The organism is Vitreimonas flagellata (assembly GCF_004634425.1).
Lineage (GTDB): Bacteria > Pseudomonadota > Alphaproteobacteria > Caulobacterales > Aquidulcibacteraceae > Vitreimonas > Vitreimonas flagellata.
This window is the reverse complement of sequence record NZ_SBJL01000001.1, coordinates 183453-195029: the sequence shown is the minus strand read 5'-3', so window position 1 is coordinate 195029 and position 11577 is coordinate 183453. Positions and strand designations below refer to the sequence as shown.

11 protein-coding genes are annotated in these 11577 nt (G+C 63.4%); 3 read left to right on the top strand and 8 right to left on the bottom strand.

Annotated elements, in window-relative coordinates:
* Nucleotides 1-8: 8 nt before the first annotated feature.
* From EPJ54_RS01025 to EPJ54_RS01015, 3 genes are all read right to left on the bottom strand, one after another.
* Nucleotides 9-1253: an efflux RND transporter periplasmic adaptor subunit gene (locus EPJ54_RS01025; protein WP_135209817.1), complete on the bottom strand. Its 1245-nt coding sequence runs from the start codon at nucleotides 1251-1253 to the stop codon at nucleotides 9-11.
* Complete coding sequence (locus EPJ54_RS01020; RefSeq protein ID WP_135209816.1) at nucleotides 1250-2503, bottom strand: TolC family protein; 1254 nt, start codon at nucleotides 2501-2503, stop codon at nucleotides 1250-1252. Before EPJ54_RS01020 ends, EPJ54_RS01025 begins: the two co-directional genes overlap by 4 nt.
* 62 nt (nucleotides 2504-2565) lie before the next feature.
* Entirely contained in the window at nucleotides 2566-2988 is a 423-nt protein-coding gene (locus EPJ54_RS01015) for a hypothetical protein (RefSeq protein ID WP_135209815.1), read from the bottom strand.
* 227 nt (nucleotides 2989-3215) lie between these two features.
* Between EPJ54_RS01015 and EPJ54_RS20310 the strand changes: the two genes are divergently transcribed.
* A complete protein-coding gene (locus EPJ54_RS20310) occupies nucleotides 3216-3491 on the top strand; it encodes a metal-sensing transcriptional repressor (protein ID WP_135209814.1) in 276 nt (91 codons plus the stop codon).
* The gene (gene dmeF, locus EPJ54_RS01005; RefSeq protein WP_135209813.1) at nucleotides 3488-4435 is read left to right on the top strand and encodes a CDF family Co(II)/Ni(II) efflux transporter DmeF; all 948 of its coding nucleotides are present in this window, start codon (nucleotides 3488-3490) and stop codon (nucleotides 4433-4435) included. Before EPJ54_RS20310 ends, dmeF begins: the two co-directional genes overlap by 4 nt.
* Nucleotides 4436-4700: 265 nt before the next feature.
* On the opposite strand, the gene EPJ54_RS01000 is transcribed toward dmeF, so the two are convergent.
* Both EPJ54_RS01000 and EPJ54_RS00995 read right to left on the bottom strand, forming a co-directional pair.
* Nucleotides 4701-5570 carry a DMT family transporter gene (locus tag EPJ54_RS01000; RefSeq protein WP_135209812.1) on the bottom strand — a complete coding sequence of 290 codons (870 nt, stop codon included), beginning with the start codon at nucleotides 5568-5570 and terminating at the stop codon, nucleotides 4701-4703.
* Between the two features lie 280 nt (nucleotides 5571-5850).
* A complete protein-coding gene (locus tag EPJ54_RS00995; RefSeq protein WP_135209811.1) occupies nucleotides 5851-7116 on the bottom strand; it encodes an SAM-dependent methyltransferase in 1266 nt (421 codons plus the stop codon).
* Between the two features lie 188 nt (nucleotides 7117-7304).
* Here EPJ54_RS00995 and EPJ54_RS00990 point away from each other — a divergent pair, with 188 nt between their 5' ends.
* A complete protein-coding gene (locus EPJ54_RS00990) occupies nucleotides 7305-7592 on the top strand; it encodes a hypothetical protein (protein WP_135209810.1) in 288 nt (95 codons plus the stop codon).
* A 249-nt stretch (nucleotides 7593-7841) separates the two neighbouring features.
* On the opposite strand, the gene EPJ54_RS00985 is transcribed toward EPJ54_RS00990, so the two are convergent.
* The 3 genes from EPJ54_RS00985 to EPJ54_RS00975 are packed head-to-tail and all read right to left on the bottom strand — an operon-like array spanning nucleotide 7842 to nucleotide 11486.
* Entirely contained in the window at nucleotides 7842-10127 is a 2286-nt protein-coding gene (locus EPJ54_RS00985; protein WP_135209809.1) for a heavy metal translocating P-type ATPase, read from the bottom strand.
* A 38-nt stretch (nucleotides 10128-10165) separates the two neighbouring features.
* Nucleotides 10166-11158 (bottom strand): type II glyceraldehyde-3-phosphate dehydrogenase, encoded by a 993-nt coding sequence (locus EPJ54_RS00980; RefSeq protein ID WP_135209808.1) that lies wholly within the window; start codon nucleotides 11156-11158, stop codon nucleotides 10166-10168.
* 37 nt (nucleotides 11159-11195) lie between these two features.
* Complete coding sequence (locus tag EPJ54_RS00975; protein WP_135209807.1) at nucleotides 11196-11486, bottom strand: hypothetical protein; 291 nt, start codon at nucleotides 11484-11486, stop codon at nucleotides 11196-11198.
* Between the last annotated feature and the right edge of the window lie 91 nt (nucleotides 11487-11577).

Here is an 11577-nt window from a genome sequence, read left to right as displayed (position 1 = left end):
GCTTCCCCTTAGTGGTCGTGGCTCGCGCCGGACTTTTCGATATCGGCGCGGATGAGGAAGGCGTTGTCGCTCACATAGACTTCGCCGGGTGCGAGACCGGATAGGACTTCGGTCCATTCCGGTGTTTGGCGGCCGAGTTCGAGCATGCGCACTTCATAGGTCTCGCCGACGCGAGCGAAGACGACAGTGAAATCGCGGAAGCGCTGCAAGGCGCGGGTGCGCACCGCGAGCGGCGCCTCGTATCGTGAGACCACAGCCGCACCCTCCACCGCTTGCCCAGGGCGCCAAGCTCCGTCTGCGTTTGGCAAGTCAACATGGGCCACGATGGTTTGGGTCATCATGTCCGCGGTCGGCAAAATGGCTTCGATCTCGGCGCGTACGCTATGTTCGCCGCTTAAGCTTCGGACCACGACCGGCTGGTCTGCGCGCAGCCGTTCGGCGTCGCGTGGATAGACATAGAATTCAGCATGGACCTGCGCTGCGTCAGCAATGACGTAGATGGGCGCGGCGCCCGCTACATCGCCGACATTGGCGTTGCGAGCCATCACCACGCCCGCGATCGGCGAAGGGATTGCGTAGGTTTGGAGGCTCTCGCTTGAGGTGACGCTGGCGAGCGTTTCGCCGCGGCGCACGCGCTCGCCGATGGCGCGGTTCATGCCCACGATGCGGCCAGGATACCAAGCGGTGATCTCGGCCCGCCCTTGCGGCTGCAGTTCAACGCGCCCGGAAAGCGCTATGGTCTCCTCCAATGTCGCCGGACCCGCCGCTTCCACCCGAATTCCGGCGGCTTCGGCCTGCGCCGCGCCGATCGTGGTGCGGCCCTCATAGGAATCATAAGCCCATTCGTGGGTGGCGCCGTCATAGACCGCGCGCACCGCCACATCGAAGGAATGCGGCTCGGTCACAACGCCCGCGCCTTTGAGGTAGTCGGCTTCCGGGGCGAATTGGAACTGATCGACGGCCCCGCCCAGTCTCGTCAGCGCCACGCTCAACTGAACCTCGCGTGGATCGACAGGTTGATCGTTCCGATAAGCGTAGATGTGAAACTCCGGCGGCACGCCATCCTCGAAGATCGTCATCTCGATGGCGAACTCGCCGTCACGAAGCATGCGGCCTCGATGCGGCCCGCGCTCGTAGTCGGCGGTCGCGGCAGCGTCCTCACCCTCAGCGCCGTTGCCCGCACCGCAGGCGGCGCCGAGCGACAACATCAGCGCGACCGCAGCCGCGCGCATCCAGGAACGAGGCGTGTTCATTGGGAAATCTCCTCGGCGCGTACGCCGGAAAGGCGCTCAAGCGAAGCGAGCGCACGGTGATAGGAACGAAGCGAGGCGATGCGGCGAAGCCGCGCTTCAGTCAGCGCGCGCTGGGCTTCGAGCACGTCGATGTAGGAAAAGGCGCCGCGCACATAGCCGTCTCGGGCAAACCTTAGCGCCTCTTCGCTGCTTGGGATGACGCGCGCGTCGAGGCCTTCGACTTCGAGGCGTGCGGTGTCCATCTGATTGAGGAGCGCCCCACGCTGGCGCGCCGCGGCGCGCGCAAGGGCCTCGCGTTGATGCCCGGCGCGATCACGCTCGGCCCGCGCGCGCGTCACGTTATCGCTGTTGCGATCCCAAAGCTGGAGCGGCGCGGCGAACCCGACGACAAGAGCGGTTTCGTCGGTCTCGCTGAACTCACGCAAACCGACTTGCACATCTACGTCCGGAATGCGCCGCGCCCGCTCCAAGCGTAACTGTGCTTCGGCGCGCGCTTGGCGCGCTGCGCCAAGCTGAAGATCGGGGATGGGCGCCTGCAACACGTCGCGTGGCGCATCGCCAAGACGCTGGAACGAGGTCAGCTCGACGCGGAATTCGCTGGTGCCATTCCAATAGCTGGCGAGCCGCTCACGCGCGCTGATCGCCGCGCGTCGCGCGCTTTGCGCTTCGATCTCGGCTTCGGCGAGGCGCGCTTGGGCTCGCGATCCAGCCATGAATGGATCGCGCGCGGCCTGGACCCGTCGGTTCACAGCCGCGGCTAAGTCTTGCGCCACCGCCAATCGTTCCTCGGCCACGGCGAGGGTAGCCTCCGCCGCTTGTGCATCGATGAAGGCGTGCTCGACTTCTTCGACGACGTCGAGCCGCTCTAGCCCCGCGCCAAGGCGCGCGAGGTCGCGCTCACTCTCAGCAATGTGGCGGCGGGCGGACCGGTCACCGCCTAGTTCGAGCGGCTGACGCAAGCCATAGGTCGTCTCGGCGCGGTCACTTCCCGAGTAAAGACCCGAGCCCTCAAAATTCTCGCGCGTGATTTCGAGCGTTGGATTACTCCAGCGCCCGGCCTGACGCAGGCTCGCATCCGCAGCGCGCTCATTGGCGTCCGCCGCGGCGACGTTTGGATCGTCAGCAAGCGCGCGCTCAAGCGCGTCTTCGCGCGTCAGCGTCGGCGCTTGTTGCGCCTGCGCATGAGCTTCGCAGGCGACGCCCGCGAGGCTCGCGACCCCATAAAGGGCCGCCAATACTCTGGTAGACAAGGATCAATCCCCTCTGTCGCAAACAAGCGCGCACGATCCTCAGGATCGGCGCAGCGTTCGGATCAGAGGGTGGTGCGCGGTGGCCGCAGCGGCGGCGAACCCAAATAGGAAATCACCGATGCGCTTCGCACAGGCCATGTGAGCTCACGGAGCATCACCGGCGCTTTCAAAGCACTGTGGTTGCCGAGCGGCGTGAACTGAGGACACACGTGCACATGCGCGTGCTCACCATGACTGGTATCGTCGTCGGAATCAGGCGCTGACGTGTCGCCGAGAGCCAACGACTGGCCATCTTCATGGTCGTCGCCGCCGTCATCGTGATGAGTATGATGATCCGCGGCGCCATGCGCTTGCGAGAGCACGATTTCCCGGACGCCGTGCCCATCGCCGCTTTCGTGGGCGTGCGCCGGCGCGGTCGCCAAGACGCCGAAATGCGCCACAGCGAACACCAGAAGCCCAGTCAGGAGGCGACGAAGCGTAGACATTTTCCCGAGCTTTAACCTCGATTGGTTACCGCATCTTGAAGACGCATTCGTCCCGCCATAGTCGCGAGCGTCGGCGCGCGCAAGCCCGCTCGCCCAGTGATACAGGTTCAAGAATCCGAGCTGCGGCATCCCGCCCATGCGGGTTCGCTAATGAGCACCGCCTATCGGCGGTGACAACCCGATAGCGGAGTTGCGTCCGACTGCAGCATAGGGTACCCCCCTATACTATGTCCCATACGATAAAGTCAAAAACCCAATTGTTGGCGCGCGTACGGCGGATAGCCGGACAGTTGAAGCGGATTGAGGCAGCCCTGGAAGAGGAAGCTGGTTGCGAAACCGTGCTTCACTTACTCGCGGGCGCGCGCGGTGCGTTCATTGGCCTGAGCGAGGAAATCATCGCCGATTTTGTGCGTGAGCATGTCTCAGGCCCGCGCCTCAGTCCTGCTGAACGTCAGGCAGCGGGGGAAGAACTCATCACGCTTATCCGTCGATACGGACAGTGAGCACGCCGGTGACAATACCTCACTCCTTCACCCACGACCACGTGTTTCTCGCGCGAGATCATGACCGTAACACGCGGCGAACGATGTGGGTCGTCGTGCTGACAGTGATCATGATGGTTGCGGAGATCGTCGCCGGCGGCATCTACGGTTCGATGGCGCTGCTGGCGGATGGTTTCCACATGGCCACGCACGCCGGGGCGCTGGCGATTGCGTTTTTGGCTTACCGCTACGCAAAAAGGCATGCGCGCAATCCGAACTTTACCTTCGGGACCGGCAAAGTCGGCGATCTGGCAGGCTTTGGCTCGGCGCTGGTATTGGCCGTGATAGCGCTCGCCATAGGCGCTGAATCGCTTCAGCGACTATTTGCTCCAGGACACGTCGCTTTCGACCAGGCGCTGTTGGTCGCGATCGTCGGCCTTGTCGTCAATCTCGTCAGCGCATGGCTTCTGTCCGCCCAAGGCGGGAGCGATAAGCACGAAGACCATCCCCATCATCACAGCGATCATCACCACGCGCACGGGCACGACAACAATCTTCGCGGCGCCTATCTGCACGTGCTCGCCGACGCCCTTACTTCAGTGCTTGCGATCGTAGCGCTCGCGGCCGGCAAGTTTGGCGGCTGGATCTGGCTCGACCCCTTGATGGGCATCGTCGGCGCCCTCGTGATCGCCCGCTGGTCCTGGGGGCTCATGCGCGACACCGCTGAGGTCCTGCTGGACCGCGCCGATCCCCGCTTGGTTGCTGAAATTCGCGAACAGATTGAAGGCCCTGGCGATTGCCGCATCACCGATCTCCATGTCTGGCGCCTCGGGCCCGATGCGCACGCGGCAATTGTGAGCGTGATTACGGATGCGGAGCGCGCTCTTCTGCAAGCCCGTCTCGCACACGTGCACGAACTTGCTCATGTAACTTTGGAGATACGCGAAGCCGCAGCAGCGACGTAGTCAACAGGAAGATAGGGCGCGCGTCCTCAGCAGCATTATGTCGATACACCCGCCGCCGCCTTGGGCTTGGGGGCTTGGTGTAAAGGCGGCGGCGGGTGTCGAGACGCGGCGCCTCACGTATGCCATCGCCTCCGCCCCTTGTTAGCGCCACATGTGATGATGGCCAAGTTTTGGCTCTTTGCCTCGCATCACAATCTTCGCGTGGGCGACCAATCTGAGGGATCGGCCCGGTTCGTGCGGAAAAGTAAGGTGCACGGCGCCTCTCTCAAGCGGTCTGCCGCTGCGCCATAGCGACGCCGGCGATAATGAGCCCCGCGCCAGCGATTTCCGGAAAGCCAACACGCTCGCCGAAGAAGACACCGCCAAGCGCCAATGCAAACACCGGCACAAGGAAACTGAAAGCGTTGGCCGCGCTCAGAGGCGCCGATTTGAGCGCTTCGAACCAGAGCCAGAATGCGAGCGCTGTGCCAAAGAGCGATAGGACAGCGAGCGCCGCGACGAATTCACTCGACCAGGCAATGGCGATGTCTTCGGTTGCGGCCGATGCGATCGCCAGCGGGATTGCTCCAAGCGTAAGACTCCAGCCCACAGCGGTCGCCGCGTCCACGCTCTGACTGATGCGCTTCATGACCACATTGCCGACGGCCGTTCCCGCCGCCGCCGCGATCACGAAGCCCGCACCCGTCAGGTAGAGCGAAGCACTGGGCGAAGTGAGTTGGGGCCAGCTGGCGATGGCGACACCTGTAAAGCCCAGCACCAGCCCAAAAGCGCCCCGAGCGGTCAATCGTTCGCCAAGAAACATGCGCCCGAGCACAGCGGCCACGAGCGGCTGAGTGCTGAAGATGAGCGTGGCGAGGCCGGGCGAAAGGAAGGCCGCACCGTGAAACATGCCGAGAAAGCCGAGCGATGTCGCGCCTAAGGCCAAAAGGACAATCATGCCCCAGGCGCCGGCGTCTTTTGGCATCGGCCGGCGCAGGACCAGCGAAACGCCAATGAGCGCGATCCCGCCAGTGGCGGCGCGGAGCGCCGCAAACGCCAGATGTGGCGCAAGTTCAAGCCCTACGGCGATCAGCGGAAAGCACGACGCCCAAAGCGCCATCACTAGGACGAGACGAACTTGAGCGCCGAAGCTCACCGGAGCGATCCCGACAGAAAAACGGCGCGTGGTCGTGCGACGCGGTTGCTGCGCCCTTGGACGGCGCTAAGCCTCCTGAGGTTTGGGCCCCCCAACAACTTCACTGGGTTCCGCGGCGCTCGATCATGAGGGGACCACAGCGTTGGTGCGTATATGAGATGAGCGCGCCGGCCTGGGATCCAACCCTCGCGCCCCTCCCCCCGTAATGGCGCAACCTCGGGCCGCGCGCGCTCACTCGCTCTTGATCCTTTGGTCCGGTGACGTACGCGACGGAACCTTCTCATCCAGCGCGTTCCAGATAACGCCGTGTTCGGGGAACGGCGTCCTGGCGGCGCGCGAGTTGAATCTGAAACACTTCGTGGCCGCCATATCGAAACGCAGCTTCGCTTGCGGCCAGGTAAAAGCGCCACATACGGCAGAAGCGCTCATCGAACATAGCGCGCACATCATCAAGGCGCGCTTCGAAGCGCTCTCGCCATGCGCGGAGGGTGTAAGCGTAGTGAAGCCGCCAGACTTCGATGTCGGTCACATAAAGTCCGGCGCGCTCGACAGCAGGCATGATCTCAGACAGCGCGGGAATGTAGCCGCCAGGAAAAATGTAGCGGTCGATCCAGGGGCTGGTGGCGCCCGCTCCGTCCGCGCGTCCGATCGTATGCAACAGAGCAACGCCATCCTCGGCGAGCAGCGACGCAATTTGCCGGAAGAATTCGTCATAGTGACCGCGCCCGACATGCTCGAACATGCCAACCGATACAATGCGATCGAACGCGCCTTCGGTCTCTCGATAATCTTCGAGTACGAATTCGGCCTGTGCGGCCAGATTCTGCGCCTGGGCGCGCACCCGCGCCACCGGCAATTGCGCCTGCGAGAGCGTGATGCCGCGGACATTGACGCCCCGCGTACGCGCCAAGTGGAGCGCAAGACCGCCCCAGCCGCAACCTATGTCCAGAAGCGAAAGGCCCGGACGCAGGCAAAGTTTCGCCGCGATGAGCTCCTTCTTGGCGTCCTGGGCCTCTTCAAGCGTCTCCGCGCCGGTTTCGTAATAGGCGCAGGAATATTGCAGATCCTCGTCCAGAAAAACCCGATAGAGTTCGTTCGATATGTCGTAGTGATGCGCCACATTGCGTTCGGCGCGCTTTCTGTCGTTGATTTCGCGGCGCGGCGCCTCGAAGAGGCGCATGCCCGGTGGCGCGGCCCCGGTTTTGAAGCCATGGCGCCGAAGGTTTTGTAGAACGAGCGCCAGCAGGCCATCGATATCGTCGCCGTCGATGGCGATAAGGCCATCGACGTAAAGTTCGCCGAAAGCCAGTTCTGCATTGGCCATCAGCCGGCTAAGTGCGCTCGCATCTTTAATTGCGACAATAACGGCCGATCCGGCGTCCTCGCCGAATTGGCGCTGCTCACCGCTGGGAAACGTGACGACAAGGCGCCCGCGCGTAATGAGCTGATCGAGCGCTGCACTAAGGAGTGTCTCGGACGGGCGAAAGTGACGCTGTTGGCGGCGCGCGGCGCCGCTAGGTGGCGAGTCGGTTGATCGTTCAAGCATCGAAGTCGCGCTTTCCTCTCACGTGCGCTTCTGGGGGCGTACGCTCAAACGCACGTTCATATTGATTACGCACGACAGGGTGTTCGCCCTGGGTGAACGCCAACAAAGACTGCTGGTTCAGGGCAAGAGCAATCTGGCGCGTATTCTACTGCTGAGGCGCCGAGCGCCGTTGCGAGGAGATTGTCGATATGCCCGTGTTGAAAATCGTTGTTTCTGTCGTGTCCGCCGGCGTGCTGCTGGCGCTTGGCGCATGTACGACGCCGGCTGATACGCATCGCCATGGCCCCCGTGGCGCGGCTATGCGCGATTCCGCGATGCCAGCAGAGCCGACCGATTGTCCTTACGATACGGCGAGCCACGATATGAATCGGCCCCACGACAACGGTCGCATGCTGACCGCGGCTCACCCTGGCTGCCGTGAGCAACAAGCAGAGACTGAGGCCGCGCCGGCCGAGACGCCAGCTCAACCGCAATAATTCTTGCGCACCGGCCCTCCGCTCGCCGACTCATCGCCGGCGAGCGGAGCGTAGCTCAGCGCGAGCATGGCCACGCCCTATTGAAGATGGGTGGGCCTTGGGCGGTCGCGCGGCGAGCAGGCGCCGAGAGTTGGATCGAGCGCGCCGATGGTTGCGGTCGCCAAAGATTTCTTAACTCGCACTCTACGGCGCTTATTTTCTGTGGCCTTAAGTGGCGGATCGCTTTGCGCTCGATCCACCTCACGCGATCTAGAGCTTCACCCAGCGCAGCAGCAGCGCGTTGGCCGCCACGATCACCGAGCTTCCTGACATTGACAGCGCCGCGATTTCGGGGCTGAGCAGCAGCGGATAGAGCACGCCTGCCGCCAACGGGAAGGCCAGCACATTGTAGCCTGCGGCCCACCATAGATTTTGATGCATCTTGCGCAGCGTCGCGCGCGACAATTCGATGGCGCGCACGACATCATAGGGATCGCTGCGCATCAACACGACATCGGCGCTCTCCATCGCCACATCAGTGCCCGCACCGATGGCGAAGCCCACGTCGGCCTGCGTCAACGCCGGCGCGTCGTTGACGCCGTCGCCAACCATCCCAACCTTTTTGCCCTGCGCTTGCAGCTCCTTGATCTTTGCGGCCTTCTGGCCGGGCAAGACTTCGGCAAGCACTATATCGACCCCGAGTTCGGCGGCGATGCGCTTGGCCGTCGCCAGATTGTCCCCGGTCATCATCGCGACTTCGACGCCTTGGCGCTTGAGACGCTCGACCGTCGCCGCCGCGGTCGGCCTTGCTGCGTCGGCGATAGCGATGAGGCCGATGAGAGCTCCGTCGCGGGAGATGTGAGCGACGGTGCGCCCGGAACCCAGGAGACGATCGGCTTCGCCGGCGAGCCTGCCGAACGCCACCTTGTTGTCGGCCATGAGCATGCGGTTGCCCGAAAGGATCGTTGCCCCGCCAATGCGGCCGCTGACGCCCTTGCCTTCGAACGAGGCGAAGTCAGAAACCTCTGGCAGCGGCTGATCCTTGGCGCGTTCTTTTAGGGCGACGGCGATATGATGTTCTGAACCGCCCTCGACGGCGGCGGCCAGTGCGACAAGTTCGCTTTCGCTTAGTCCCTCGCCCGCGACCACCTCAACCACCTTCGGCGCGCCTAAGGTGAGCGTGCCTGTCTTGTCGAAGACGACGACATCGAGCTTGGCGGAATCCTCCAGCGCCACTGCATCCTTGATCAGGATGCCGTGACGCGCGCCGATGCCGGTGCCGACCATGATGGCCATGGGCGTGGCGAGCCCCAGTGCGTCAGGGCAAGCGATGACCAGCACTGTGATCGCCAGAGTGAGCGCAAACAGAAGCGGCTGACCGATTGCCAGCCACACCACAAACGTCGCCGCAGCGATGATGATGGCGGCGATCACCAGCCATTGCGAGGCGCGGTCGGCCAGCAATTGCGCCGGCGCCTTTGAGTTCTGCGCCTCCTGCACGAGCTTGACGATCTGCGCCAAAGCCGTGTCGGCGCCGATCTTGGTGGCGCGGTAGCGGATCATCCCGCTCTTATTGATGGTGCCGCCGATGACGGCGTCGCCCACGCTCTTGCTCACGGGCAACGATTCTCCCGTGAGCATGGATTCGTCGATGTCGGAGCGTCCTTCGATGATGACGCCGTCGACTGGGGCTTTGCCGCCGGGCTTCACCACGACAATTTCGTCGAGCTTCACGTCCGCTGTTGAGACCGCGACCTCCTGGCCCCCGCGCACGACGATCGCCATCGGCGGCGCTAGATCCATGAGCCGTCGTATGGCTTCCGAAGCGCCTGCCCGCGCGCGCATCTCAAGCCAGTGGCCGAGCAGGATGAAGACGAGCAGGACCGACGACGCTTCGTAGAATTGAGCGCCGCCCCAAATGAAGGTGGCGCCTATGGAAAAGAAGTAGCCAGCGCCGACGCTCAGCAGCACCAGCACCGCCATATTGAAGACGCCGTGCCTCAGCGCGCGCACCGCCGCCACAAAGAATGGCCAGCCTGGGTAGAGGATGGCGCCGCTGGCGAGAAAGAAGAGCGTGACTTCGAGATCCCAGCCGAACGGCGGATCGATCCGCATCGCCTCCATGCCCATCGGCGCCAGGAGAAAGATCGGAATGGAAAAGCCGAGCGCGACCAGAAAGCGATTGCGCATGTCCCTGGCCATGGCAGCCATGTCCATGCCCGCGCCATGGCCCATCTCGTGGCCCACGTCACTCGCGTCTTGATGACCGCGCTCGGAGGGCGCCGGCGCGGCCTTGTGCGCGTGAGCCTCGTGTTCACGCGCACGCGTCAAATGAAGGGGAGCCGACACGCCGCGGCAATGAAAACCGCAAGCGCTCACGGCCTCGCGTACGAGTGCGACGTTGGTCAGCGCCGGATCAAACTTAACCGTGACCGAGCCCGTTGCAAAACTGGCCTTCGCGTCAGCGACGCCCGGCGTGCGTTTCAAATGCCGTTCGAGCACGAGGGGATCGAGCGGCGTGACGAGATCGTCGAACGTCAAGGTTTCGGTTTGCATCGTTTTCTGTTCCCGCTCGCCGCGCCGGCAAATCGCTTTTAGGCCGCAATGATGGAGAGCGCGCGATTGGTTTTGGCCATTGATAGGGCCGCGTCTCGTTCTGCACCCGTCAGAGCTCGAATGGCGTCGATGGTCTCGGGGATGACAATCGCTTGATTGTCGACCATGTAAGCGCAAAACAATTCGCCGTTTTCGACCGTTAGCGTGTCTTCAAGCATGGCGACTTCATAAAGGTCGCCGCGCGGCCGGCCAAGATCGAGCATGCGCTCTTTGACGGCATTGAGAGCGCCAAGCCCCTCGCTCGCTTGCACGAACGCCACGCGCGGCGAGGCTGCGAGCACTGAACGTACGTCCTCCCGGCTTGGGCGACCGACAAGATCGGCCGACCAGAAATGCATATGCCCAAGCGTCTCGGGCACTTTGACCGCCATGGTGACAATATCGAGTGCGGGATCCACCGTTTGTGCATCGGGCCCTTGGTGACTGGGAACGCGCGTTTCCGGCACGAGCGTGTTCATGATGCCGCCGAGATGACTTTCCCAGGGATCGAGCGCGCGCCGCAGCAGTGTGCCGCGCGCGCGCAGTAAGAGGCCTGCGCGCCGCAGGGCGCCGAACACCCGCACGATCGAGGTCGTGTTGCACGATACGACGCGTGTGGACGGCCGGTCCAAGGCGCTTGCATAACTTGCTTCAGCCACGAAAGAGTGGCCCGTTACATCGTGTTTCTCGCCACCTTGGACGATGAACTTTCTACCGAGCTCACGATAAAGCGCCGCGTTCTTAGCCGCGACGCCTTTGGGCGTACAGTCGACAACAAGGTCTGCGCCGCGGGCCATGTCCTCCAGCGAACCGGCGCCGGCTTCGCCGGTCGCGGAATAGACGGGCACGCCGCGATCGCGCGCGACGGCGATGCGCCAATCGCCGGCTATGTCGCAAACGCCTGTCAGCACCATGTCGGCTTGTTGTGTGACCGCGTCGGCGACACGTTTGCCGATCACGCCATAGCCGTTGACAGCCACCTTAATCGTCATGCCCGCCCTCAAGCGCCGCGTCGCCGGCGATGTTGTTTCAGATGATGCGATCGGCGCGCGCGATAAGGTTATAGACCGGCGCGAAGATAAGCGCGGCAAACCAGGCGCCGACTGCGCTGAAGATGCTGCCTTCGATGAGCTGCTCTGTCGACCCGGCTGGTTCAGCGGAGAACAATTGCAGCCAAGCATGCGTGAAGGGCGCGGCAAATGGGGATGCGGCGACAAGCCAACAGGCGCCGTAGCCGGCCAACAGCGTCACCGCCAGCGCGATGCCCAAGGGCAGGACGCCGATGCCAGAGGGCCGTTCGGCGTTTGGTGGCTGGCTCATGGGATCCTCCTCAACAAAGGCCGCTCGCGGGCTCTCTCCCTTCATACGCGCCTCGTCGCAATTTCCCTGGGCGAGGTCCCAAAGCGATCAA

What these genes read in the sequence shown, in the direction of transcription:
- EPJ54_RS00975 (WP_135209807.1), bottom strand. Translation starts at nt 11,486, where the DNA reads ATGAGCCAGCCACCAAACGCCGAACGGCCCTCTGGCATCGGCGTCCTG.
- EPJ54_RS00985 (WP_135209809.1), bottom strand. Translation starts at nt 10,127, where the DNA reads ATGCAAACCGAAACCTTGACGTTCGACGATCTCGTCACGCCGCTCGAT.
- EPJ54_RS20310 (WP_135209814.1), top strand. Translation starts at nt 3,216, where the DNA reads ATGTCCCATACGATAAAGTCAAAAACCCAATTGTTGGCGCGCGTACGG.
- EPJ54_RS01015 (WP_135209815.1), bottom strand. Translation starts at nt 2,988, where the DNA reads ATGTCTACGCTTCGTCGCCTCCTGACTGGGCTTCTGGTGTTCGCTGTG.
- EPJ54_RS00980 (WP_135209808.1), bottom strand. Translation starts at nt 11,158, where the DNA reads ATGACGATTAAGGTGGCTGTCAACGGCTATGGCGTGATCGGCAAACGT.
- EPJ54_RS00990 (WP_135209810.1), top strand. Translation starts at nt 7,305, where the DNA reads ATGCCCGTGTTGAAAATCGTTGTTTCTGTCGTGTCCGCCGGCGTGCTG.
- EPJ54_RS00995 (WP_135209811.1), bottom strand. Translation starts at nt 7,116, where the DNA reads ATGCTTGAACGATCAACCGACTCGCCACCTAGCGGCGCCGCGCGCCGC.
- EPJ54_RS01025 (WP_135209817.1), bottom strand. Translation starts at nt 1,253, where the DNA reads ATGAACACGCCTCGTTCCTGGATGCGCGCGGCTGCGGTCGCGCTGATG.